Genomic DNA, 26,484 nt, shown 5'->3' with positions numbered 1-26,484 from the left:
AATATTACTGGAAATCAAAATTTCCAGTAATATTTGATTTATAAGAAACTATATTACACAAAATTATCTACAGTCTCGTCAATTTTAAACCAATCGGATATTGTAAGTCTTGCACTTCTGAAGGCTGTATCTCCTGAAGTAATAGGGCATACAATAACACCTATCATTGCAAGAACTCCACCAACTTTACCTAAAAGGCCAATTGACATATCATATACAGTTGAAGAATTACCTCCACCTGCTGCAAGCAATCCACCAGTTCCTTTATAGAAAGCAATACCAGCAGATGCCCATATTAGAGCTATTATTCCCTCTGCAACCATAGCACCATAAAATATCTTTCTACCATCTTTTTCAGTTTCTATACATCTTGATATAATAGGTGATTGTGTTGCATGGAAACCAGAAATAGCACCACAGGCTACTGTGATAAACATTAATGGCCATATTGGAGCACCATCAGGATGAAGATTTTCAAGTGTAATTTCCATCATTGGATTAGTTCCATTATTTAATATTGTTGCACCTGCAATACCTAAAGCCATAACAATTAAACATACACCAAAGATAGGGTATAGTTTTCCAATAATCTTATCAATAGGTAATAAGGTAGCAAGGAAATAATAAATTAATACAACAATTGTCCAGAAAGTTACATTCATAAAATTAGGTGTAAGTTTTGCTAATAAACCAGCAGGGCCTACCATAAATACAACACCAACCATAACAAGAAGAACTACTGAAAATACCCTCATTACATTTTTCATTACTTTACCTAAGTAGATACCAACAATTTCAGAAATACTTGCCCCATCATTTCTAACTGATAGCATACCACTTAGAAAATCATGGACACCTCCAGCAAGAAGAGTACCAAAAACAATCCAAAGGTATACTGATGGTCCCCAGATAGCCCCTGATAATGCACCAAATATTGGGCCAAGTCCTGCAATATTAAGAAGCTGTACTAAAAATGATCTCCAAGGTTTCATTGGCATATAGTCAACGCCATCTGGATGAACTAATGCAGGTGTCTTTCTGTCAAACTCTGGTCCAAAGATTTTTTCAACAAGTTTGCTATAAAGACAATAACCAATTATCAATATAGCCAGACAAACAAAGAAACTAATCACAAAAAGTCCTCCTTTAATTTATAAAACGTTTACAATGAATGGAATAAATTCTTAGTAAATATATATGTACAAAATATACACTTATGCCCCAGGGGCAAAATAAATATCATTTGTAGTATAATTACAATATTGTTAAATATATTTTCAATTAAGATTATATTAAGGTTTTATAAATAAAAATTTTATCTTGCTAGTTTACAATTATCATATAAATAACCATGGGTTGTAAATTACTAATAGAATTAATATAATTAGCTATTAACTTATTTGATAAATTTTTTAGAATTACCATTGTTAGCAAAATAAATAGGAGGAAAAAGATATGGATAAAAGGATTTTAATTGCAGAAGATGATGAGGATATTATAGGATTATTAAAGCTATATTTAGAGAAAGATGGCTATGAAGTAGTTGTGGCTACTAATGGGGAAGAGGCTTTCCAAAAAGCTATGAAAAATAAAATCTCCCTAGCTATTTTAGATATAATGATGCCTAAAATGAATGGATATGAGCTTACTAAAAGATTAAGGGAAGTAACGCAAATACCAATTTTAATTCTTTCTGCTAAAAATGATGATAGTGAAAAGATTTTAGGCCTTGATTTAGGAGCTGATGATTATTTAACTAAGCCATTTAATCCATTAGAAGTTCTTGCAAGAATAAGATCACTTTTAAGAAGAAGCTATGAATTTAATGCTGAAAGTATGGAACAGGAAGGTAAGGTTATAACTATTGGTGAAATTACTTTAGATGAAAGCGCTAGAACTATAAGTAAAAATGGAGTAGAAATTCCATGTACACCAACAGAATATAAAATGTTAGCCTTATTCATGAAAAAACCAGGCAGAGTTTTTACTAAAGCACAAATATATGAATGTATAAATGGTGAATATTATCAAAGTGATGATAACTCTCTTATGGTTCATATTTATAGGATAAGAGAAAAAATAGAGGAAGATTCTAAAAATCCTACATATATAAAAACTGTTAGGGGGTTAGGTTACAAGTTTGAAAAAATGTAAAAAAGAACGTGGTGGATTATTTTTATTATTAATAAAAAACTATATTTTTTTAAGTTTATCAGTAATGATAGTTGGAGTAATTATATATTCTATAGCTATTACTATTTTTGATAAAAGGTCAGAATTTGCAGCAGGTTTAAGTGATAAGGATTTGAAAAATCTTAGGCAAGAAAGGTTTAGTAAATTAGATACAAAGTTTATAGCAGGATATAGTGGAATAATTGAAGTATTAGATGAAAATAATGATGTAATTTATTCATCAGATGGAGTAGTTGGTGATAAATCTTATACAAAAAGACAATTGAACCTTATACCTTATTACGGACAGTGTGGTATTGATACAAGACTATATAAGTTTTATAGTAAAGATAGTGAAGAATTTAAATTATTAATATCAACACCTTATAGTTTTGATGATGATGGATATTTAGTTTATGATTCTAAGAATAGTTGGATGAAGGTACTAGATGAAAGTTTAAATGTAGTTTATGAAATAGGAAATAGTGCAGAGCATAGTAAATCATATACACAAGAAGAGGTAGGCTATTTAATAGGAGAATATCCAAAAGATTATACATTTATGAAGTATGATTATATTAATGATGAAGGTCAGATAAGAACCTTAATTATTAAAGAAAAAAAGGTTAATGATGTGAATTTTTATAATAATTTAGAAAAGATAGGTATTGCTTCGTTAATTATATTCTTTATAGGTTGTATAATATGTATTATTATTTTTGGAGAAATTTTAAAGAGAAAGGTTCAAAAGCCTCTAGATAAATTAAATAGAGCAATGCAGCTTTTATCAGAAGGTAAGAATAATGAACCTATAGTCTATTCAGGACCTAAGGAGTTTGTTAAAATTTGTGACAGTTTTAATGTTATGGTTAATAAGCTTGAAGGTAGTGAGATAGAAAGATTTAAGTTAATTAAAGATAAGCAAAGTATGCTTGCAGATATTTCTCATGATTTAAAAACACCAGTAACAACAATTCAAGGGTATTCTAAGGCTTTAGTTGATGGAGTTATTGATGAAGATGATTATAAAAAGTATTTTAATATTATTTATTCTAAATCAAAAAGATTAACAGAACTTATTAATATCTTCCATGAATATAGTAAATTAGAACATCCAGATTTTAAATTAGTTGTTGAAAATGTAGATTTGGCTGAGTATTTAAGAGCATATGTAGCTGTTAAATATGAAGATATTTTAGAAAATGGATTTGATATTGAAGTTGATATTCCAGAAAAAATAATGGAATGTAGAATTGATAAAATACAATTTCAAAGGGTGTTGGACAACCTTTTAGGAAATAGCATTAAACATAATACTGTAGGAACTAAGATATATGTTAACTTAAGTATTGTAGGAGAAAAATACAAAATCATTATTGCAGATAATGGATTAGGAATATCAAAAGAAATTAGAAGTAATATATTTTCACCATTTATAGTTGGAGATGAATCAAGAAATACAAAACAAGGATCAGGATTAGGTCTTGCCATAACTAAAACTATAGTAGAAATGCATGGTGGAATTATTAAATTAGGTAAGCCTTTAAATAATAAATATAAAACTGTTTTTGAAATAGATTTAATTTATTAAGGTTGTTAACAAAACTTGATAGTATAAGAATATTTTGCTATTATTGATGATAAGTATTTTTACATATTAAGTGGCGTAAACTGTAAGAAAAGCAGTGAAAATAAGATTAGAACTTATTTATGATAATAGTGATAAGCTTTATGTATAACATATGGTTTATCACTTTTTTAATATAGAAAAATTTATATATTGGAAGAGGAGATGAAACAAAGTAGGGGTTAGGGGAAAGTCTAGAACTACCCTAAATGTTTACTATAAAATATGATATTTACAAAAAAGATAAATATAAAATTAGCTATAATAGGAATAACCTTTATGGGGTTATTATTGTTAACAAATAGTGTATTAATGGAATATGGACTAGAAAGAAGTATTTATTTTACATACCAAGCCCATCATAAAGAATCAGAAAAAAGATTAAGTTATGATATTGAATTGTTAAAAGATATAGTTTATAAACTATCAAATAACTGGAAAATAATACATACATTAGAGAGAAATAAAAGATATGAAGATTTAGATGATTCCGAAAAAGAAAATATTATTCAAGAAATGAATAGCTTTGAAGGATATTTAAAAAATTTAACATTTATAGATACTATAGATATTATTAGTTCTACAGGAGATTATCTTATTACAAAAGGCAAGGTAATTAGTGATTTTAAATTAATGAGTAGACCGTGGATTAAAAGTGAGTATTTTGAAGAGAAAAAAGATGCTATAGTAACTGATGTACATAAGGATTTTAATACAGGAAAATATGCCATATCAATAGTTCAATTTATTAGATCAAAATATGATGAATCACTTTTAGGTGCAGCTATTTTAGATATATATCTTGATGATTTAATTAGAAATTTGGATTCAGATTTTTATATGGGAACTTTAAATACATATATAAAAATAAATGATAATGAATACTACAGTAGTGATGGAGTTATAGATAATATAGAAAATCATAAAAATAAATACATAGTTAAATTAGCAGATATCCTTAAAAATGGAACAGAAATAGTTTTTGAATTTGATAATGAAGAAGTTGTTTATGCAAAAGAAATGAGAGAAATTAATAGATTTAGAATAATTATTTTTGCAGTTACAGGAATTGTTTATATACTTATCTTAATTTTATTTGCAAAAGTAACCTTTAAACCAATTATTAAATCTTTAGATAAACTAAAGGTTTTACTTAACAATTTAGAAAAAAACGATTTTGAGTTTGAAAGTAAGGATGAATTTGCACAGCTAGAACTTATTTCAAATTCATTAACTAAGTCTTTTGATAGAAAAATCCAATCTTTAATTTATCATGATGAATTAACTAAGCTTCCAAATAGAAAAATGCTATATAAAATATGTAATGATTTAATTAAGGATAATAAAGAATTTGCATTAATCTTTATTGATTTAAATAAATTTAAGTATATTAACGATATTTTTGGACATAGTATTGGGGATGATTTATTAGTTAAGTTTGGAAATATAATGAATGAGATTTTAGGTGAACGTGGCATAATTACTAGATATTCTGGAGATGAGTTTATAATAATTTATCATAGATATATTAATAATAGAGAATTAAAAGAGTTTTTCTATAAGGATATATTAGGAAGATTTAAGGAGCCAATTATAATAAAGAAAAATAAAAAAGTAATGGTCGAATTCTCAGCAGGTGTTGCAACATATCCAAAAGGTGCTAAAGATATAGATGATTTAATTAATAAAAGCGACTTTATGATGTATTCTAGTAAAAAGTCTGTAGATAATGTTAAATTGCTATTTTTTAATGATGCTATTTATAATAAGATGATTAATATTGAAAAGATTAAAGAGTTACTTAAATATTCAATAGATAATAATGAATTAATTTTATATTATCAACCAATTATTGATAAGAATAAAGATGTTAAAAAGTTTGAAGCATTAATAAGATGGAACAGTAAACAGTTAGGATTTATTTCACCACTAGATTTTATATCTTATGCTGAAGAAAATGGTGAAATAGTAAGGATAGGATATTGGATTATTGAAGAAATATGTATAAAATTTAGCGAATTATTTAAGTGTAAGTCAGCCTTCCAAGTAAGTGTAAATGTTTCTCCTATTCAGCTTATAGAATTTGATTTTGCAGAGAAAGTTAAAGAAATTACAGATAAATATAATGTTAATATGAAAAATTTATGCTTTGAAATAACAGAGTCTGTAGTTATTGATGAAAATATTATTGTTTATGATAATATTCATTTATTACATAGGTTTGGAGCAAGTATTGCTTTAGATGATTTTGGGACAGGCTATTCTTCTTTTAGTTATTTAAGAAAACTTAATTTAGATATTCTTAAAATTGATAAGAGTTTTATTGGAGATGAAACAAAAGTTGATTATAGCATCATCTATAATATAAGAAATATTGCCCATATATTAAATATGGAGATAGTAATTGAGGGAGTAGAAACGGAGAAGCAATTTGAAGCTTTAAGTAATATTGGATGTGATTATTTCCAAGGATACTTCTTTGCTAAACCAATGAACTTTGAAGAAATATACAAGTATATTTTATAAAGAGGTTTAAAAAATAAAATAATTATAAAAAATTACAATTTAGTAAATGTTTACAAAGAAAAATAACATATAGTCAATAAAATGTATCTAAAAATATAAACTTGTAACAAATCCTTTGATTATGAATACATATATAAGTATAAGATTTGTATATGGAGGATAGAACATGAAGAATAATGTAGTCTTCGTAGAAAGTAGTTTTGATGTAAACAAGCTCAAAAATTCAATAAGGTACATTTACTTTGTAATAGTATTGTTAGGTTGTGGTTTTTTTGATACATTTTTTGCTAGTTAAAAACAGGTATGATGATATAAAGAAAATAAATAAAAAGTTACAAGAATCTATAAAAATTTCTTGTAACTTTTTATTTATTTTTATTTAAATTTTATGAGATGTAATAGAGGGAATACAATTTAATAACAATTTTACTGTCTATATTTTGATAAAAATAAAATTAATGGCGAAATATTTGGAATAAAATAACTAATAAAAATCAAATCACTCTTATAATTAGAGGTTTTAAGAAAAGTATTCTATATTTTTATAATATGATTTTAAAAAAATTTATTTATGAAGTAAATGTATATAAGTTTAATTTAAAAATTATTTTAATTAAAAAAATAGCCAATAATCAGCGAGAAATATGTTAATATTTAGTATGTGGAAAAAATTGAAATGGAAATATGTGAATGATATAATTTGATGAGGAAGGAATGGACTATTTTGGATAATAATTTATACAGAAATAATAAGGTTTTTAAGGGGGAAAAAATAGTTCCTATAATGAAGGAAATATTAGATAAAGGCGGAGAATGTAAGCTTGTAGTTACAGGAAATAGTATGTTTCCAACATTAAAGAATAAAGAAAGTAGTGTAATACTTACTTCACTTAATAAAAGAAAGGTAAAAAAAGGGGAGATAGTTTTTATTCAAAGGGATTCTGGAGAATATATATTACATAGAGTATATAAAATTATAGATAATAACAAGTTTATTATGAATGGTGATGCCCAAGAATGGGTAGAGGTTGTTAGGTTTGATCAAGTAATAGGGGTAGTTAAAACTATTTTGCATAATAATAATGATGATAAGGATAAGGAGATTTATTGTGACGATAGTATATATAAATTAAAGATTTTATTATGGATGAAATGTAGAAAGTTTAGAAGAAATATTTTTAAAGGATATTCACTTTTAAAGAAAATTGCTAATTTAAATTAAAAGGATAAGGAATAAATAGAAGTATGAAAAAACGAAGTTTATTATTTGTAATTACAGCTATAGTAATTGTTGTTGGAACAGTATTTATAGTAAGAAATTTAAATAAAAGTGAAGATGCTATTAATAATGAAATGTTAATAGAAAACAACACAGAAGTTTTAGAGGAAAAAATTGAAGCACCTACAGCAGATTCTTTAGAAATAGATAAGATATTAGGATTTAATCCAGGAAGTAATAATGATGAATTATTAGAAGAAAAACAGGGAGAAACAGATACTACTACTGATATTTTTTCAGTAAAGGTGCCATATGAAATACCTGGGACAAGCTTGGTAATTGAAAGTATTGGTCAATATACAGGACCTTTTGTTGAAGATGGAAGCGATGTGCCAAAGGATAATGTTGCATCTATAGTAGTTAAAAATAAGTCTAGTCAGTTACTTCAATATGCAGAAATTAACTTAAGTGTTAATGATGAAATAATTACATTTAAAGTATCAACATTACCAGCAGGAACATCAGCTCTAGTTTTAGAATCTACAGGAAAGTTTGAGTTTAATGATAATGATAACTATAGATATGTTGATTCTATTTATACATATTTAAATGAAGCTTCATTAATGGAAAATAAGGTAGAAATAATAAAAGATGATAAAAAATTAGCTATTAAAAATAAGAGCAATGAAAACTTAGGTACAGTGTATGTGTACTATAAATATGCTCAGCAAGGTGGATTATATTTAGGCGGAATAACATATAGAAGTAAATTTGAAAACGTGGAAGCTGGAGCAACTATAGAAGTAGATGCAAATCATTTTTCCAAGGATACAAGTGTAATTCTTATGGTTGATTATATTAATTAAAATAGGAATTTTAGTATTAGTTGTAGTTAAGGGGTGATGGCTTTGGAAAATATTTATAGTGATACTTTAAGATTTTTAAAATATAGCTTAGGGAATAAAAAAGAAGTTTTAAATGTAGTAAAGTATGGTGAAATAAATGAAGAAGATTATTGGAAAAAGCTATATGATTTATGTGAAATACATAAGATAGTTCCTATGGTTTATGAAGCGGTATATAAGCTTAATGAATTTAAGAATATAAGTAATGAATTACAAATGAAATGGAGAAAAAGATCTATTGCCATTACTATAAATCAAATGGTAAAAAGTGATGCATTTTTAAAGTTATATAAGGAATTATTAGAAGCTAATATAGATGCTTTAGTAGTTAAAGGAATAATATGCAGAAGCATTTATCCAAATCCAGACCAAAGAATTTCTTCAGATGAGGATATTTTAATTAAAGAGGAAGATTTTAAAAGGTGTGAGGATATATTTTTAAAATTTGGTCTTGTTAAAACAACAGAAAATGAAGATGATATGGTTCAAGTTTATATTTGTAAAAAAACAGGACTTCATATTGAACTTCATAGGCAATTATTTTCAGAGAATAGTTATAAATACAATTATTTAGAGAAAATATTTAAGAATGTTTTTAAAAATAGTATTTCAGTAGAAATTAATGGGGTAAAAGTAAAAACTTTTTCTTATGATGAACATTTATTATATCTTATTTGCCATAGTACTAAGCATTTTTTAGCTAGTGGTTTTGGAATAAGACAACTATGTGATTTGGTGATGTTTGTAAATTGTTATGGGAAAGAGATTAATTGGGAGTATATTTGGATCAATTTAGAAAGATTAAATTTGATGACTTTTGTATTAAATTTAATGGATATAGGTGTTAAGTATTTAGGGTTAAAGAATAGAAATATAGAGTATCCTAACAATGTTAATGAATATTATGTAAAGAGTGATGAGTTATTATCTGATATTATGTACGCAGGAATATATGGGACAAGTACTTCGGAAAGACAACATTCAGCACTTATGACACTAGGAGCTATGGAAAACACTTCAAAGCTAAGTAAGTTTTCAAGTTTAAAAGCTGTTTTTCCAAGTGTAGATAGAATTAATAATAAATATGTTTATTTAAGAAAATATCCAATTTTACTTCCTATAGCTTGGATTCAGAGAATATTTGAGTATATAAAAAATAATCATAGGCTTAAAGATTCAGTTAATAGCACTATTATTATAGGAAATAAAAGAATAGAGTTGCTTAAAGAATATAAGTTAATTAGCTAGTTTAGATAATTGGTTTTTATTATAGGTATCAAATATAAATTTAGGAAGATGCCTATAATTTAAAATATATAAATGTCAATTTAATATTTCTTAAAAATATTAAGAGGCAAAGATAAGTATTTAGGGGGGAGGAGCAAAATGAAAAAATCAACTAAAAAGCTTTTAGCTATGGTTATGTCAGCAATGATGGTTACAGGTTTTTTACCAAGTAATGTATTAGCTGAAGAAAAAGATGGCAATGAAAAAGCTAACGTTCAAGAATTAACTTATGAAAAAACTAACGAAGTAAAAGTTGGAGAAAAGTACGTTATTGTTTATGATAATAAGACCGCATTATCTAACAATGAAAACAAGGTAGTTGGAAAATCTGTAGAAGTTACAGATGAAGCTATATCTAATGTAGATAGTAGCATGATATGGACAGTTGATGAAGAAAATCATCTTCTATCTGAAGCAGGAAAGTATTTAGATAGTGAATTAAACTTAGTAGATGAAAATGGAGTGATAGTTAAGTTTGGTGAAAACAATATCTCTTATGCAGTAGAGGGAGAAAATGAAACTACAACTAACTATTTAAGTTACAACGAAGAAAAGTGGTTATTTGATAGCAATGCCAATGAAGCAATTACTTATTATGAAGTAAAAGTTTCTGAAGTGAATAATGATGAGGCTACAACAAACACAACAGAAGGTGTTGAAGAAGAGGTAGTAGCTGATTCAGATAATGTTGCTACAGAAGATTCTGAAGAAGTAGCAGAAGATACAACAGAAGAAGTTGCTACTACATTAACAGAAGAAGGTATATCAACATTAGCAGAAACTACAACTACTTATGAGTATGTACTTGATACTGATGGAGTTGATTCAGGTGCAGAATACTTAATAGTTGCAGCAGATAGTGCTAATGCATTAACTAATAATGATGGAAAGATAGCAAGTACTGTGGTTACTGTTTCTGAAAACAAAGTAACTAATGCTAATGGAGCTTCTTTATGGACATTTACTAGTAGTAATAATGGTTATACTGTAAAAAATGGAAATTATTATTTAAGATTAAAAAGTGGTTGGAATTCTTATAATATTAATTTAAGTAGTAGAAATAACTATAGAACTTTAAACGTAAGTAATAACAATGGAAACTATACAATAAGCTATGAAGATTATTATTTAAGCTATAGTAGTAGTAAAGGATTTACAGCAAGTGATAGCAGTAGTACAGTTAGACTTTATAAGAAGGTAGTTGCAGCAGATGATAAATTATATCCAGACGATACTACTAATGGTGGAGATTATCCACAATACCCTAATGAAGGTTCGGTAAAGATTAATAAAGGTGCTACAAGCACTGATTTTAATGGTACAGGTGTTGCTAAAGTTGAACTTGGGGTAACTGGTGTACCTGTTAAAAAAGGTGTAGATGTAGTACTTTTATTTGATGTATCTACTAGTATGAAGGATCCAGTTAGTGCTAATGATTCAACAACTAAGCTTAAAGCAGCAAAGGATGCAGCGACTCAGTTCGTAGATATATTATTAGGTGATAACGATAATGGAACAAAATCTAATAACCGTCTTGCTTTAGTAACATTTGCAGGATGGGAAAATGAGGCTGGAAATGAAGTATTATATGGATTAAAGAATGCTGAAGCTAAGAATAGTATTAAGTCAACTATTAATTCAATTACTAATACTTATAGTGGTACAGATTATGATTATGCTTTTGAAAAGGCAAATGAAATTTTAGCTACTGCAGATTCAAATAGAGAAACGTATGTAGTATTTATGACTGATGGAGCACCTTCAGAATATACAGGAACAAATGGAACACGTTATGTTTGGAGTAGTTCTAATACTTCAAATCTTGTTAATGGTGCTAATAATAATCTATTAAAAGGTGCAGAAGATGCAAAGACAAGTGGTGCAAAAGTATATTCTATAGGATTTGGATTAACTAATGCAACTTCTAATAATAACAATGGATTTACGCCTAATGAAGCTAAGGCAATATTAAACAAGATATCATCTGGAACTAATTATTATGTATCAGCTGATAGTCAAACAGAAATAAATACAGCATTTTCTAATATAGCAATGCAAATAAGAAAGGCTGGAACTAATGCAGTAGTAACTGATAAATTAGGAGCTTCATTTAATCTTCAAACAACAAATACAATACCAAATAATAATGGCGAAGGTGGAACAAAACCTCTTGGATTTGATCCAACGATAGAAGTTTTAGAATATGATTTATATACTAAAGTTGATTACAATAATGGAACATGTACATTTGATCAAATTGGTTCACGTAAATCAACTACTCCAACTATAGTTGAGAAGGTTACATTTAATGCAGATGGAACAGTAAGCTCGACTTTAAAAGATGGAAATATTAAAGATAGTAATGGAAATATAGTAGCTGAAAAGTTTACTTACAATATTTCTGATGAAACATTTACTTGGACTATTGGTGATATAACTCAAAAAGAAATAACATTAAATTACTATGTTTATTTAGAAGGTTCTATGGAAGGTGACTGTAGTGATGGTTTATATGATACAAATGAGTATGCTAAATTAAACTACACAAACTACTTAGGTAATGATTCTAACAAAACATTTGAAAAACCTAAAATGCCTTGGGGAGCAGCTCAAGTAACTTATGAATTCTATTTAGTTAATGAAAAGGGAGAACCTGTTAATGCTCAAGGAATAGTAATACCTTTTGAATATCGTGTGAAGGTTTCTGATCCAAGATCACTTAAATTTAATTGGAATAATGGAACAACTGTAACTGGAGAAGTAGTTGCTAAAGATTTAGTTCCAGCAGGATATGATCTTCATATTGATGATGCAGCATATACAGTACATGCTGTAAGTTCAGGAACAGGTAGTTACGAAATAATAGGTACATTACCAGAAGGTCAAGTACAAAGTACTAAATTAATTTCAGGAAGTTATGATGCTCAATTTACACATTCAGCAGTTGCTTTTGGTGTTGTATATAGTGCTAAATTAATTCCAGATACTATAGTATTAGATTATGGTAAGTCAGTTAATATTGATGTAATTAAGAATGATTTAACACAAAATGCTAAATTATATTCAATTGCTAATAAAAATGAAACTAATTTAGATGATGTTGTTTTAGGAAGTGGTCAAACAGCAAGCGGTAAATTTAACACTACAACTGTAACAAATAACAATGGTAGAGCTGAAATAGTTGATGGAATAGTTAAATATACTCCAACAAAAATGATGGATAGTATAGACAAATTCTATTATTCAGCTGAGGTAGCTACTATTGCACAAGATGGTAGTGAAACTAAGTTCTATCAATATCAAGAATTAACAGTAATTCCTGCAACAACTGTTTACTATGAAGATAATTTTGCTCAAAATGAGAAAAATGGTGGTGGAATTGCATTTAGTGGAGCTTGGACAACTGTTACAGATGAAGCGACTAATACATCAAATACAAACCAAGATAATGGAACAGTATTTATTGATGGACACCCATATGGCTATGATAGTAGTTATACTGGTGATAATAAATTTAGTGGTGGAACATCACATGTAGTAGTTGGAACTAAAAATGCAGATACAACAGCATCATTTACATTTAAGGGAACTGGATTTGATTTAATAAGTCGTACAGATACTAATTCAACAAGTATTATAATTCAAGTAAGAGACTTAGATAATAATAAATTAGTTAGTAGTAAAAAGCTTAATAATTATTATGCTTCAGGAATACTATATCAAATACCAGTACACAAGGTAACAGATTTACCTTATGGAAATTATGAAGTGAAAATTATAGTAGGTCAATCTATGGAAGCAGCAACATTCTATCTTGATGCTATAAGAATTTATAATCCATTAGGATTATCTAATGAAGATAATAAAGATTTTGATGAAGCTAATAAGCAATATGCTGCTGATAAGGAAGCTAATGCGGTAATTCAAGAAGTTAGAAATATGCTTATTAAGGCAAATGATTTTGATGTAAATTCAACAAATCCAGGAGTTGTTTTTGTTGATAAAAATAGTAGTGCTGGAATTGAAGAGTATAAAAATGTAGGTCCTAATAATGAAGTTTATTTAGCAAAGGGACAATCTATAGCATTTAATATTCCATATAATGCGGATCTTGAAACAGTCCAAGTTGGAATGAAGGCTCCAAATGGTGAAACTAATGTTAAAGTTGGAGGAACTACAACATCAGCAGCTAAAGATATAACAATAAAGACTGCTACTGATATGTATTATGATATTACAGGTACTTTAACTTTAAGTGGAGATAAATATATAGTTGTTATAACTAATAATACAGACAACATTATATCAATCACTAATTTAAAAATGACATTTAGCAAAAAACAAACATCTACAATAGAAATTACTTCTGATGAAGATACTTTAGAGGTAGCAAAAATTTTAACAGAAGGTAGAGTAAATGGAATGTCAGAGGATGTAAATAATGATGGTGTTGTAGATATTGTTGATTTAGCAATAGTAGCTAAAAACTATAATAGTAGAGTTGTTATAGGAGAAGAAGATAATATTTATAAATCTGACATTATATTTGATGGAGTAATAGATTTATTTGATTTAACAACTTTAAGTAAAAAATTATAGTTAAATTGGAACAGAAGCTAAAACAGAGGGAGGGTATTAATGAAAAAGATATATAGAAAACCAGAAATATTTATAGAAAGTTTTGAAGTATCAGAATTTATAGCAGGAAGTTGTACTATTGATGTTAACTTTGGAGATACAGGGGCTATAAATCTTTGTGCTTACCCAGATCCAGACTTTGGTGGAGCAATGACTATATTTAATAGTTTATCAGTATGTGATTCACTATGGGATGATGCAGAAAATAATGATAAAGGTTGCTATCATATCCCTGTAGATGGGGCAGGATATTTTGGTTCATAAAATTTAATTAAATAAGATGGTCATGCAATAGCATGGCCATTTTAAATAAATGTATAGAAATTAGGTACAATATATGAAGAGAATTTTTAAAATTGCAGATATAAAATTAAATATAGTAACGCCGTTTGATTTAAATGGAGGACAAGACATTAATTTATTTGAGATTTATAATAATGAGGATAATAAAGAACAATTTAAATTTAATATAGAAGTAAATAAATTAAAAGATAATGAAGAAAAATATATTGTTTTTAAAAATGAAGTTAAGAAGGTATATTATAAAAATAATAAATATTATTGGTATTATAAAATACCTACTAGCAAGATGTGGGAAATATGTTGTGAGGAAGAAAATAAATTTAGTAATGTTACAATAAATCCAATATATATAAAATATTACGAGAATATAGAATATTTAATTAGTAGATTAAATATTCAAGGAATTTTATTAAGTAAAGAAGTAATGATACTTCATTCATCATTTATAATACATAATAATGAAAGCATATTATTCACAGCACCATCTGGTACTGGAAAGTCTACTCAAGCAAGTCTTTGGGAGAAATATAAAGGTGCAGAAATAATTAATGGTGATAGGTCTGCCATTGGAACTAGAAATGGTGAATATTTTGCATATGGGTTACCTTTCTGTGGTTCATCAAATATATGTAAGAATAAAGAAGCACCACTTAAGGCAATAGTAGTTTTGAAGCAAGCAAAAGAAAATTCAGTTAGAAGATTATCCAAGATAGAAGCTTTTAAGATATTATTAGGACAAGTTGCTATTAATAGATGGAATAAAAAAGATATGGAGCTTGCTATGACTTTAATTGAAGAATTAATAGAAAAGGTTCCAGTAGTAATGCTTTCTTGTAGACCAGATAAAGAAGCAACTGATGTATTAAATGATTATTTAAATAATGAAATATAGATAAGAGAATAAATTTATTCGTATAAAAATATATAGTAAATTAAATTTGAAAGTAATACCTCGTAAGGGGAATTTATATAGACAAGGGATAAAAATGAGAGGAGCTTTATAGGTATGGCAGTAGAACCAAGAATATCAAAATATTTATTTGCAAAGGCATCAAAAAGTAAGATTCCACTAAGTGGAACTTTTGAACTTTCTCCATGTTGTAATCTGGATTGCAGGATGTGCTATGTTAGAAAAACAAAACAAGAGGTAAATGAATTAGGTGGAGAAAAGACTGTAGAAGAATGGTTAGAGCTTGCAAGAGAATGTAGAGATGCTGGAATGTTATTTTTATTATTAACAGGTGGAGAACCGTTCTTATATAAGGATTTTAAAAGATTATATTTAGAGCTTAAAAAGATGGGCTTTATGATTTCTATAAATACAAACGGAACTTTAATTGATGAAGAAGTAGTAAGCTGGTTATCAAAAAATCCACCATATAGAATGCAAATAACACTTTATGGTGGCTCTAATGAAACATATGAAAGATTATGTAGAGATAATAAGGGCTTTGATAAAACAACTAAAGCAATAAAAATGTTAAAAGAAGCAGGAATTGCAATAAAAATAAATGCTAGTATGACTCAATATAATATTGAAGATTTAGATAAGATATATGAATTTGCTAAAGAAAACAATGTGTATGTGCAAGCTACATCATATATGTTCCCACCAACAAGAAGAAATGAAGAAGCCATAGGAATTGGGGATAGATTTACACCACAAGAAGCTGCACATTATTCAGTAAAAATAGATCAGCTAAGATTAGAAAAAGATGAATTTTCAAAAAGAGCTATAGCAATGAGAGAAGGCCTAATTAAATTTAAAAGTGAGTTAGAAGAATGTGAAAGCCTTGATAGTTCCGCAGAGGATTCTGATAATATAGAAAATAAAAATATTATAGATAATGAAGAAACTAGAGAAAAATTAAAATGTAGAGCAGGAAAAAGTTCTTTTTGGATTAATTGGAAAGGCGAAATGACAGCTTGTGGAATGATGAATTGGCCGGTAGCTTATCCATTTAAAGAGGGTTTAATACCAGCATGGTATAAAATTATTGATGAAACAGATAAATTAAGAATGCCTAAGAAATGTACAAAGTGCGAAAAGAAGTTTGCATGTACTGTATGTGGAGCATCTGTTGTAACAGAAACAGGAGATTTTGAAAAAGCTCCTAAATATATTTGTAAAATGACAGAGAAGATTTTAGAAGAAACAGAAAAAGCATATAAGTTAATTGCCCCAGGGGCGAAATAATATAAGATAAATTACTATATTACTTAGGAAAGTAAGTAAAGACAAGCTACCTCAGGGGAATTTTTAAAATGATAAGGGGAGAAAAGTTATGAAGTTAAAGAAGGAATTTATATTAAGAGAAATAGCAGGAGAATATATATTAGTGCCAACAGGAGAAACAACTCTTAATTTTAATGGACTTATAACAGTTAATGAATTAGGTGCTTTTATTTGGAATAACATAGAAAAGGTGAATTCAGAAGAGGATATTTTAAAGCTAATATTAGATGAATATGAAGTTGAAGAGAATATAGCAAGAGAAGATTTAAATGAGTTTTTAAATAAGTTAAAAGCTGCAGAAATAATATAAATAGTAATATATATTATTTATATATGGGGGATGATAATTTATGAATAAAAAGCAGAGACTGATGGATAAGTCAATAATAAAAATAATAACTACTTTACTAGTATTAGTAGTATGTGTAATGCCTATAAATGCCTATGCTAACGATACATCTGTAGAAATAAAGGTTAATGGAAAAATTGAAAAAGGATCTAATATTGAGATATTAGTAAATGTTAAAAACGTAGAAAAACTTTATGCTGCATCTGTAGATTTTACTTATGATACAAATTTATTAAGTATTGAAAGTATTAATGGAAGTGAGCTTATAACTAAGAATATAGATAATATAATGGAGCTTGGTGGAGAAACCAATAAGAATGGAAACACTGCTTCATATTCATTTACATTTTTAGGAGAGAATGAAGGAATTAAAGGCAGTGGAACGTTAGTATCCATTAATGCTAAAGTGATTAATGATATAAATATATCTATCGGGCAAGATGCCATGAAGGTTAAATTAGTTCAACGTATAGGAAATGATGTTGAAAACTATAAGTTTAATTTTATTGGCTGTGAAATAAAGACTAACAGTTCAAATAATAATACAGGTAATGATGAATCAAATAACAATACAAATAATGATGGGTCTAATAATGTAGGAAATAACGGATCTGAAAATAATAATGCATCAGGTGGAAATGGATCTCAAGGAAGCACAGGGTCAAACGGGAACAATTCTCAAAGCAACAATAATAATTCTCAAGGTAATACAAATAACAGTAGTTCCTCAAATAATAACAATGGTTCTCAAATAAAGCCAAACAATACTTCTAGCAACTCTAATGTGAATAAGAAAGAAGATAAAAATAATAAATTACAAAGTGAAAATAATAGTAATGAAAGTGAAAGTTCAAGCAATATAGATAATGATGATAACAATGTCAATGACGATAATAAGTTGAATGTTGGCAATGAAAAAGTAGAAGTTAAAAATGAAAATTTATTAACTAATAATGTGAATAATACATGGATATATTTAATTTTAGCTTGTGTTGGAATTAGTATTTTAGGTGGAATAGGCTACTTTTTTTATAAGAATAAAAGAATAAAAGAATAAATTAGAGTATTAAAATCTCAATATATAAGCTATTAGCTTATATATTGAGATTTATTTGTTTTATAAAAAATACATAATAAATAAATATTTTCCTTAAATAACTATATTAGTATTTTAAATGTTTTAATTTTTTATAAAATTAAAACATTTAAAATATCGTAACCAAAATAACGACAAAGGCAATAAATTTTCAAGAAAAATAATTTATTTTATTTAAAAACAAATTAAAGTTATTTTAGGTTAATTTTCTTAAATAACAGCATTAAATAAATTAAATTAATTTAAAAAAATATCACATATAGAAGGAATTTTTTATGTCATAAAAGAGAGATTATTGTATTTTGTAATAAATGTATAATATTTGAAAGAAATTATGTAAAATGATATCATTTTTTCAAAGGGAAGAGATAGGGGTGTAAATATGGATAATAAAAGAGTAGAGAATAATTTTGAGAACAATGTTATTTCTTTAGAAGGGTTAAAAAGAATAAAAATTAGAGAGATAAGAGTAAGACAAAAAAGAAAAAATTTAAAATTATCCATAGGAATATTATGTATGGGTATATCTGCTTTTTTGATTACTGTTGGAATAATTAAGTATATTTAGATTTTAACTATTATATTTAAGCGTATGTAATTTGTTATTAAGTATAGAGGAGAAAAAGAAGATGGATGAGAAATTATTAGATTTTGAAGAGTTATTTCAAATTTTTAAAAAGTTATGGTGGATAATAATACTTTGTGTTTGCATTACAACAGGTCTAAGTGCATATAAGGCTAATAAAATGCAACCAAGCTATTCTTCCAAGGTTAGTATTTTTTTAGGAATGAATAGTCAAACTATGGATTATTCTACTGTTCAACAAGTGTATTTTTATAAGAATAATATGGGACTTTTCAAAGATATGATAGTTACAGAGGATTTCTATGAAGATGTTGTTGAAAAGAATAAATTTAATGTTTCTCCTAGTGAAATAGCAAGCTGTGTATCATTTTCATATGCAGAAGAAACACCTATTATGTACATTCAATATAAAAGTTTAAAGAAGGAAAATATAGATAAAATATTAGATGCAGTAGCATTAGAATTTGTAGAAAGATATAAAGAAGTTGTTGTAGATTCTAGTCCTAATATTGTTAATAGTGCAGTTGTTAGTACTGCATATCCTAATAAGAGAAGGATTATAATCATTGGATTTATAGTAGGATTAATTGCGGGAATAGGAATAATATTTGTAGTAGATTATTTAGATGACAGAATTAAGAGTAGAGAAAGATTAGAGAAAATATTAGATATACCAGTTTTAGGTGCTATACCAACTCAAGAAAAGGAATTTGGAAAGGCAGGGAAAAGATATGTTCATAGCAGAAAAAATGCCACTATCGGTATCAGCTGAGGCTTATAGAAATGTAAAAACTAATATAAAATATTCTTCTGTTGATAAGAAAACAAAAACAATATTAGTAACTAGTAGCCTACCAGGAGAAGGTAAAAGTACAACAGCTGGAAATTTAGCTTTTGTGTTAGCGGAAAATGAGGAAAGAGTTTTAGTAATTGATTGTGATTTAAGAAAACCAGCTCTTCATAAATTATTTAAGGTTTCTAAAAATGAGGGGTTAACAGATATTTTAATAGATAAACGTGAACCACAAGAAGTCATTAGAAAAGTTAATAAATATGTAGATTTATTAACTTGTGGTACAAAAGTTCCTAATCCGTCAGAAGTTGTGGGCTCAAATGCTCTTACAAACTTAATAGATAATATGGCAGAAATCTATGATTATATAATTATTGATTCACCACCAGTTCTTGCAGTTTCAGATGCTCAAGTATTATCAACAAAGTGTGATGGAACAATATTAGTAGTAAGGTCAAATAAGACTAAGGAAAAAGTATTGAAGAGAAGCTGTAGTGAATTAAGTAGAGTTAATGCAAATATAATAGGAACAGTTTTAAATGACTATAAACTTGAAAAGAAATATGGGTACTATAAGTATTATGGGGAATAAAATATAAAAATATATAGCTGAGAAATAAGTTTAATATGTAAAGGTGGGGCTGGTTTTAATACAGCCCCAATTTTATTATGAAAGACTTTATAGATGTGGTAGTAGTTGGATTTAGTAAGGGGACAAGGTATGATTGGATTTATTAAAAAGATTAAGAAGAAAATAGACGATGGTATGCTAAGTGAAATGTATATGGAAGCAAAGTGGATATATAGCTATGTAAAATCATATAAACTTGCTATTATATTTTATGTATTTTTAGGAATACTTGGAGTTGTCATGGGCTTAGGGGGAAGTGTTGCTTCTAAGTACTTAATTGATGCTGTAACTGGATATGATTCTGGAGGAATTGGATTTATAGCTTTTGTAATGGTAGTAATGGCAATTGGAAATTTAGTAATTAATGCAGTTACTAATAGAATATCAACTAGGATTAGTATTAAAATTGGAAATGAAATAAGAGCAGATATTTATGATAGGATAATTAATACTGATTGGGAATCTATGTCTTATTATAGAAGTGGTGATTTGCTTAATAGATTAACTTCTGATGCAACAACAGTTTCTAATAGTATTTTAGGTTGGGTACCAAGTTTAATTACAAAGACAGTTCAATTTTGTTCTATATTAGTAGTTATTCTTTATTATGATCCTACAATGGCTGTTTTAGCATTATTAAGTGCACCAATAGCTCTTTGCGTTTCTAAAGTTCTTATGAAAAAAATGAGAAATAGAAATAAGGAAGTTAGAGAAATAAGTAGCGAAATGATGTCTTTTAATGAAGAAACATTTACAAACTTACAATCTATAAAAGCATTTAGTTTAAATGATGTTTTTTCTGATAGACTTAGAAAAATACAAGAAAAATTTAAGGAAACTACTTTAGAGTATAATAAGTTTACTATATATACATCGTCATTTATGTCTTTAGTTGGAATGATTGTAACTTATTCTTGTTTTGGTTGGGGTGTTTATAGGCTTTGGACAGGACATATTACATATGGAACAATGACTTTATTTTTACAGTTATCATCATCATTATCGTCATCATTTTCTGCGTTAATAGGATTAGTACCATCAGCTATTTCTGCAACTACTTCTGCTGGAAGAATTATGGAGGTTATTAAATTACCAAGAGAGAAAGTATTAGATGAGGAAATTGCAAATGAAATAGCAGCCACTTGTGAAGAAAATGGTGTTTCTATAAAGTTAGATAATATTAAGTTTAAATATGAGAAATCAGGCAAAAATGTATTGGAAAACGCTAATATTATTGCAAACCCTGGAGAAATTATAGCTCTTATTGGTCCATCTGGTGAAGGTAAAACTACTACTATGAGAATTTTATTAGGATTATTGAATATTACAGAGGGTGATGGAGTTATTTATAATAGTAAGGATGTTAAATGTAAAATATCTGCAAGTACTAGAAAGCTTATGGCTTATGTGCCACAAGAAAAAACTATGTTTACAGGAACTATAGCTGAAAATATGAGAATGGTAAAAGCTGATGCAACTGATGAAGAAATTATAAGAGCTTTAAAATATGCTTGTGCATATGAATTTGTAGAAAAGCTACCTGAAGGAATAAATAGTAGCGTTCTAGAAAAGGGAAGAAGTTTTTCAGAAGGACAAAATCAGAGGCTATCTATTGCAAGAGCTTTACTTAGAAATGCTCCAGTACTTTTACTGGATGAAGCAACTTCTGCATTAGATATGGATACTGAAAAACGAGTATTAAAAAATATTATGTCGGAGAATCTTAATAAGACATGTATAGTAACTACTCATAGGTTAAGTGTTTTAAGTATGTGTCATAAAATTTATAGAATATCAGAAAATAAAGTGCAATTAGTTAATTATGAGGATATATAATTAAGGGGATTCAAGATAATATATTAGAAGGTAAAGTTAACCAATTATATTTATTATTTTCAAAATAAATAACATCTGATAAGAATTGATTATTTTTATTAGATGTTTATTTTTTTATAAGTGTTATTTGAATTTTGGGAAAATCAGTTTTTGTTTTAGATTGGATAGTTTAATTTAATATTTTTATAAGATTAATAAGAAAAAATTATGAGAAGTTATTAATATTTTAGGATAAATACTAACAAATTAATGAAAACGTTATTATAAAATAATTGTAACCAAATGAAACAAATGGTATAATTTTGAATTAAGAAGTGTAAACATAATTAAAATTAAGTTCTTTAAGATTTTTAGCTATGGGGGAGTTTTTATGAGAAGAAGAAATGTAATGAACAAGAATATTTCTTTAGTTATAGCTATAGCTGTAACTTTAGGACAAATTCCAGTTTCAGCTTTAGCAAATACGGGTAATGGAGCTGAAGCAATTATAAGAGAAGCTAAAGCTGAAAAAGCTGAAGGTGTATTTAATTTACATTTATCAATTGCTATTGAAAAAGCTGAAGAAATTACTGAAGATCAACTTGAAATGGTTGTTCCAGTAGTTGCTAATGAATTTAAAGCAGCTTTAGCTGAAGCTAAGGCTATTTTGAATAATGAAGCAGCGACTCAAGATCAAATTGATGGAGCTTTTGATAGGTTAAGCAATGTTATGCAAAGATTAGAATTTTATAAAGGGGATAAAACTGAATTAATAAATTTAGTAGAACAAGTTAAGAATTTAAATTCAAAGGAATATACTGCGGACAGTTGGGGTAGGGTAGTAGCAGCTTTATCAGAAGCTAATTCAGTAGTATCAGATGAAAATGCTTTACAAAATGAAGTTAATGAAGCTTATAATAGTTTAAAAACTGCAGTTGATACATTAGAAAAAGTTGAGGACACTAATAAGGTAGATAAATCAAAATTACAAGAATTAGTTAACTCAACAGATAATTTAAAGAAGGATGATTATACATCAGATAGTTGGAGTAAATTTGAAGAAGCATTAGGTGAAGCTAATAAAGTATTAGCAAATGAATCTGCAACTCAAGCACAAGTTGATGCTGCTTATAATAAGCTATATGATGCAATTCAAAAATTAGAAAAAGTTGAAGATACTAATAAAGTAGATAAATCAAAACTAGAAGAATTAGTAGATTCAATAGAAGAATTAAATAAAGATGATTATACAGAGGATACTTGGAATAAATTAGAGGAAGTCTTAGAAGAGGCTAAGAAGGTATTAGAAGATAAGGATGCAACTCAAGAAGAGGTTGATGAAGCTTATAATAACTTAAAAGATGCCCTTGAAGGATTAGTTGAAGCAGATAAAGACGGAGACGGAAATGGCGATGGAAGTGGAGACGGAAATGGCGATGGAAGTGGAGACGGAAATGGCGATGGAAACGGAGACGGAAATGGTGATGGAAACGGAAGTGGAAATGGAAGTGGAAATGGAAATGGTAATAATACAGGAGGTAACAAATTACCTCAAACAGGAGGAACATCAGCTGTAGCAGTTGGATTATTTGGTACTATTATAGCTACTGTTGGTGCTGTAATGAATAAAAGAAAAAAATAAAATATCATAAAATTACAGAAATACCTAGCAAGGAAATTTAACCTTGCTAGGTATTTTTATATATTTATAAGGTGAAATCAAAAATCAGATTGGAATAATATAATATTATATTAATGTTATATTAATATAATATTTAGTGAAATTATAATATTAAATGGGAATTGTTGAGGAGCATATATAATTATGTTAATAAGCAAATATTTGGATAATATAATTGTTATAATATGTGAAAATATGATAAAATTATATTTAGATTATATAAATCAGTATAAGTTTTATATTTTTTAAAACATTAAAGACAAAATGCACTTTACAGTATAATAGAAGGGGAAAAAGAATGACAGAAACTACGGGAAGAATCATAACAAATGATATAGAAGAAATAATAATTAACTACATAGAAGAAAGTGTAACAGAAGAAATAAGAGATGAATTTATTAATGCTGCAATTCATTTTGTAATAAATGAAGAGTTATTTAAAGAATTTGATCTTATGAGAATCAAATACAAAATAGAAAAAATAGATAAACAAGAAGTTACTGATTGCTTAAAATTAAGTGCAATTTATGGGTATATAATTTATAGAACAGTAGTATTAAAATTAGTAAATGAAGAGCTTCAATCAAAATGTTGTGAGGTATTTCTTGAAATAAGTAAGGTAGTTACAGATTATTTAACTATGAAAACTGATGAAGAAGAATTATTTAGTGAAGTAGAGGCATTTATGAATAAATTAGGGATAAGTAGTGAATGTAACAAGTTTGTTTTGGAGAGAATAGAGAATAAAAATATTGAATTTTAATTAATAGACTATGCTTAAGCATAGTTTATTTTTGTTTTATATGACTTTCAATTTAATAATATTATAAAGTCTAAATGAAAAAATAGATAACTTATCCAAAAAAAGTTTTTTCAATGTTGAAATAACTCGTATATATAATGAACATAAAGTAATATACTATGATATAATAACTTTTGTATATTTAGCCACAGGTAAATATAATATATGACTTATGGTAAGGGCATTATAATTTTCCCCTGAGGCGTAATTAAAATTAAGTAATAGGAGAATTAGTATGTATAATTGTGCTTTAATATTGGCTGCAGGTCAAGGAACAAGAATTAAATCAGATTTACCAAAGGTATTACATAAGGTATGTGGTAAGGAAATGGTAAACCATGTTATAGACACATTAAGAAGAGCAAAAATTGAAGATGTTAATGTAATAATAGGAAAAGGTGCAGAATTAGTTAAGGCTAAAACTGAAAGTAGAAATGTTAGTTATTCTGTGCAAGAAGAGCAATTAGGAACTGGGCATGCAGTTAAGTGTGCTATAGATTTCTTAGAAGGTAAGACTGGAACAGTTGCTGTTTTCTGTGGAGATGCTCCATTAATAACTGAAGAAACAATTGCTAAAATTTTTGAAGAACATAAAGCAAATAACAATAAGGCAACACTTTTAAGCTCAATCTTAGATGATGCAACAGGTTATGGAAGAATCATAAGAAATGGAGACGAAGTTTTAAAGATTGTTGAGCATAAAGATTGTAATGAAGAAGAGTTAAAGGTTAATGAAATGAATGCAGGAGTTTATTGTTTTGATATAGTTTCATTATTAGATGCTTTAAACAAATTATCAAACAACAACTCTCAAGGAGAATATTACTTAACTGATGTTATTGGAATATTAAAAGAACAAGGCGAAAGAGTTGGGGCAGTTACTGCAGAATTTGAAGAAACATTAGGTGTTAACTCAAGAGCACAACTTGCTCAAGTTGAAAATATATTAAGAAAAAGAATTAACTTAAGACATATGGATAATGGGGTAACACTAATTGATCCATCAAATACATATATTGGTGATGATGTTATTATTGGAAGAGATACTATAATATATCCAGGAAACGTTATTGAAGGTAATACTGTTATTGGAGAAGGAGTTATGTTATATCCAAACTCAAGAATAAATAATTCTAAAATTGGAAATAATGTTGAAATACAAAGCTCAGTAATTTTAGATAGTACTATTGGAGAAGGTACTACAGTTGGTCCATTTGCTTATGTAAGACCAGAATCTGCTATAGGAAATCACTGTAGAATAGGTGATTTTGTTGAAATTAAAAAATCAACTATTGGAGATAATACTAAAGTATCACACTTAACATATGTAGGTGATGCTGAAGTTGGAGAAGGTTGTAACTTTGGATGTGGTACAGTTACTGTTAACTATGATGGTAAGAATAAAAATAAAACTATAATTGGAAACAATAGCTTTATAGGATGTAATACAAACTTAATTTCACCTGTAACAGTTGAAGATAATACTTATATTGCAGCAGGTTCAACTATAACTAATGATGTAAAAGAAGGTGAGCTTGCAGTAGCAAGAGCTAAGCAAAGAAATATTGCAGGTTGGGTTGATAAAAGAGGATTACTAAAGTAGTTTAATTATAAAAGGCTTTGTTTTAAAATCATGTTGAAATTAGTATAACATAAAAGGATGTCCATCTGGACATCCTTTTTGGATTGCAATATATTAAAATTGTTCAATAAATATATAAAATAATGTTATTGTTTTATACGGGAGAGTAGATAGATTTGTGTAAAAAACAAATCTATCTACTCTTTTTTGTATGATTAGTTGGTAGATTTGGAATA

At 27.4% G+C, this 26,484-nt stretch carries 20 protein-coding genes and 1 pseudogene; 20 read left to right on the top strand and 1 reads right to left on the bottom strand.

Annotated features, from left to right (window positions below; genetic code table 11):
• Window positions 1–71: 71 nt before the first annotated feature.
• Window positions 72–1,133 (bottom strand): annotated as a pseudogene (locus tag LPC13_RS14095) (carbon starvation CstA family protein); the annotation flags it as partial.
• A 322-nt stretch (window positions 1,134–1,455) separates the two neighbouring features.
• On the opposite strand from LPC13_RS14095, the gene LPC13_RS14090 reads away from it, so the two are divergent.
• The 20 genes from LPC13_RS14090 to glmU all read left to right on the top strand — a co-directional run bounded on the left by LPC13_RS14090 (window position 1,456) and on the right by glmU (window position 26,269).
• Window positions 1,456–2,154: a response regulator transcription factor gene (locus LPC13_RS14090; RefSeq protein WP_005209600.1), complete on the top strand. Its 699-nt coding sequence runs from the start codon at window positions 1,456–1,458 to the stop codon at window positions 2,152–2,154.
• Window positions 2,141–3,763, top strand: a complete 1,623-nt coding sequence (locus LPC13_RS14085; protein ID WP_234088904.1) for a HAMP domain-containing sensor histidine kinase — start codon at window positions 2,141–2,143, stop codon at window positions 3,761–3,763. Before LPC13_RS14090 ends, LPC13_RS14085 begins: the two co-directional genes overlap by 14 nt.
• 261 nt (window positions 3,764–4,024) lie before the next feature.
• The gene (locus LPC13_RS14080; protein ID WP_005209605.1) at window positions 4,025–6,325 is read left to right on the top strand and encodes a bifunctional diguanylate cyclase/phosphodiesterase; all 2,301 of its coding nucleotides are present in this window, start codon (window positions 4,025–4,027) and stop codon (window positions 6,323–6,325) included.
• Window positions 6,326–6,491: 166 nt separating this feature from the next.
• Complete coding sequence (locus LPC13_RS17040; RefSeq protein ID WP_267956000.1) at window positions 6,492–6,620, top strand: hypothetical protein; 129 nt, start codon at window positions 6,492–6,494, stop codon at window positions 6,618–6,620.
• Between the two features lie 408 nt (window positions 6,621–7,028).
• On the top strand, window positions 7,029–7,547 hold the full coding sequence (locus LPC13_RS14075; protein WP_005209607.1) for a S24/S26 family peptidase: 519 nt from the start codon (window positions 7,029–7,031) through the stop codon (window positions 7,545–7,547).
• 23 nt (window positions 7,548–7,570) lie between these two features.
• Window positions 7,571–8,410 carry a hypothetical protein gene (locus LPC13_RS14070; protein ID WP_234088903.1) on the top strand — a complete coding sequence of 280 codons (840 nt, stop codon included), beginning with the start codon at window positions 7,571–7,573 and terminating at the stop codon, window positions 8,408–8,410.
• Window positions 8,411–8,452: 42 nt separating this feature from the next.
• A complete protein-coding gene (locus LPC13_RS14065) occupies window positions 8,453–9,697 on the top strand; it encodes a nucleotidyltransferase domain-containing protein (protein WP_040418298.1) in 1,245 nt (414 codons plus the stop codon).
• Window positions 9,698–9,835: 138 nt separating this feature from the next.
• Window positions 9,836–14,335, top strand: a complete 4,500-nt coding sequence (locus LPC13_RS14060) for a VWA domain-containing protein (RefSeq protein WP_234088902.1) — start codon at window positions 9,836–9,838, stop codon at window positions 14,333–14,335.
• 39 nt (window positions 14,336–14,374) lie between these two features.
• On the top strand, window positions 14,375–14,638 hold the full coding sequence (locus tag LPC13_RS14055) for a hypothetical protein (protein WP_005209615.1): 264 nt from the start codon (window positions 14,375–14,377) through the stop codon (window positions 14,636–14,638).
• A 73-nt stretch (window positions 14,639–14,711) separates the two neighbouring features.
• Complete coding sequence (locus tag LPC13_RS14050) at window positions 14,712–15,569, top strand: hypothetical protein (protein WP_234088901.1); 858 nt, start codon at window positions 14,712–14,714, stop codon at window positions 15,567–15,569.
• A 114-nt stretch (window positions 15,570–15,683) separates the two neighbouring features.
• On the top strand, window positions 15,684–16,874 hold the full coding sequence (locus LPC13_RS14045) for a radical SAM protein (RefSeq protein ID WP_005209619.1): 1,191 nt from the start codon (window positions 15,684–15,686) through the stop codon (window positions 16,872–16,874).
• Window positions 16,875–16,962: 88 nt separating this feature from the next.
• Window positions 16,963–17,223, top strand: a complete 261-nt coding sequence (locus LPC13_RS14040; RefSeq protein ID WP_005209620.1) for a PqqD family protein — start codon at window positions 16,963–16,965, stop codon at window positions 17,221–17,223.
• Window positions 17,224–17,263: 40 nt separating this feature from the next.
• Complete coding sequence (locus LPC13_RS14035) at window positions 17,264–18,319, top strand: cohesin domain-containing protein (protein ID WP_005209621.1); 1,056 nt, start codon at window positions 17,264–17,266, stop codon at window positions 18,317–18,319.
• A 421-nt stretch (window positions 18,320–18,740) separates the two neighbouring features.
• Window positions 18,741–18,926 (top strand): hypothetical protein, encoded by a 186-nt coding sequence (locus LPC13_RS14030; protein ID WP_005209623.1) that lies wholly within the window; start codon window positions 18,741–18,743, stop codon window positions 18,924–18,926.
• Between the two features lie 61 nt (window positions 18,927–18,987).
• Window positions 18,988–19,716 (top strand): YveK family protein, encoded by a 729-nt coding sequence (locus LPC13_RS14025; protein ID WP_195244273.1) that lies wholly within the window; start codon window positions 18,988–18,990, stop codon window positions 19,714–19,716.
• A complete protein-coding gene (locus LPC13_RS14020) occupies window positions 19,676–20,329 on the top strand; it encodes a CpsD/CapB family tyrosine-protein kinase (protein WP_005209626.1) in 654 nt (217 codons plus the stop codon). Before LPC13_RS14025 ends, LPC13_RS14020 begins: the two co-directional genes overlap by 41 nt.
• Window positions 20,330–20,458: 129 nt before the next feature.
• Window positions 20,459–22,204 carry an ABC transporter ATP-binding protein gene (locus tag LPC13_RS14015; RefSeq protein WP_040418303.1) on the top strand — a complete coding sequence of 582 codons (1,746 nt, stop codon included), beginning with the start codon at window positions 20,459–20,461 and terminating at the stop codon, window positions 22,202–22,204.
• 370 nt (window positions 22,205–22,574) lie between these two features.
• Window positions 22,575–23,825 carry an LPXTG cell wall anchor domain-containing protein gene (locus LPC13_RS14010; protein WP_234088900.1) on the top strand — a complete coding sequence of 417 codons (1,251 nt, stop codon included), beginning with the start codon at window positions 22,575–22,577 and terminating at the stop codon, window positions 23,823–23,825.
• A gap of 337 nt (window positions 23,826–24,162) precedes the next feature.
• On the top strand, window positions 24,163–24,627 hold the full coding sequence (locus LPC13_RS14005; RefSeq protein WP_005209629.1) for a hypothetical protein: 465 nt from the start codon (window positions 24,163–24,165) through the stop codon (window positions 24,625–24,627).
• A 274-nt stretch (window positions 24,628–24,901) separates the two neighbouring features.
• The gene (gene glmU / locus LPC13_RS14000; protein WP_005209630.1) at window positions 24,902–26,269 is read left to right on the top strand and encodes a bifunctional UDP-N-acetylglucosamine diphosphorylase/glucosamine-1-phosphate N-acetyltransferase GlmU; all 1,368 of its coding nucleotides are present in this window, start codon (window positions 24,902–24,904) and stop codon (window positions 26,267–26,269) included.
• Window positions 26,270–26,484 lie beyond the last annotated feature (215 nt).

It is taken from the genome of Clostridium celatum, assembly GCF_021412605.1.
Lineage (GTDB): Bacteria > Bacillota > Clostridia > Clostridiales > Clostridiaceae > Clostridium > Clostridium celatum.
The sequence above is the reverse complement of the archived record's forward strand: the minus strand, read 5'-3'. Positions and strand labels throughout refer to the sequence as shown.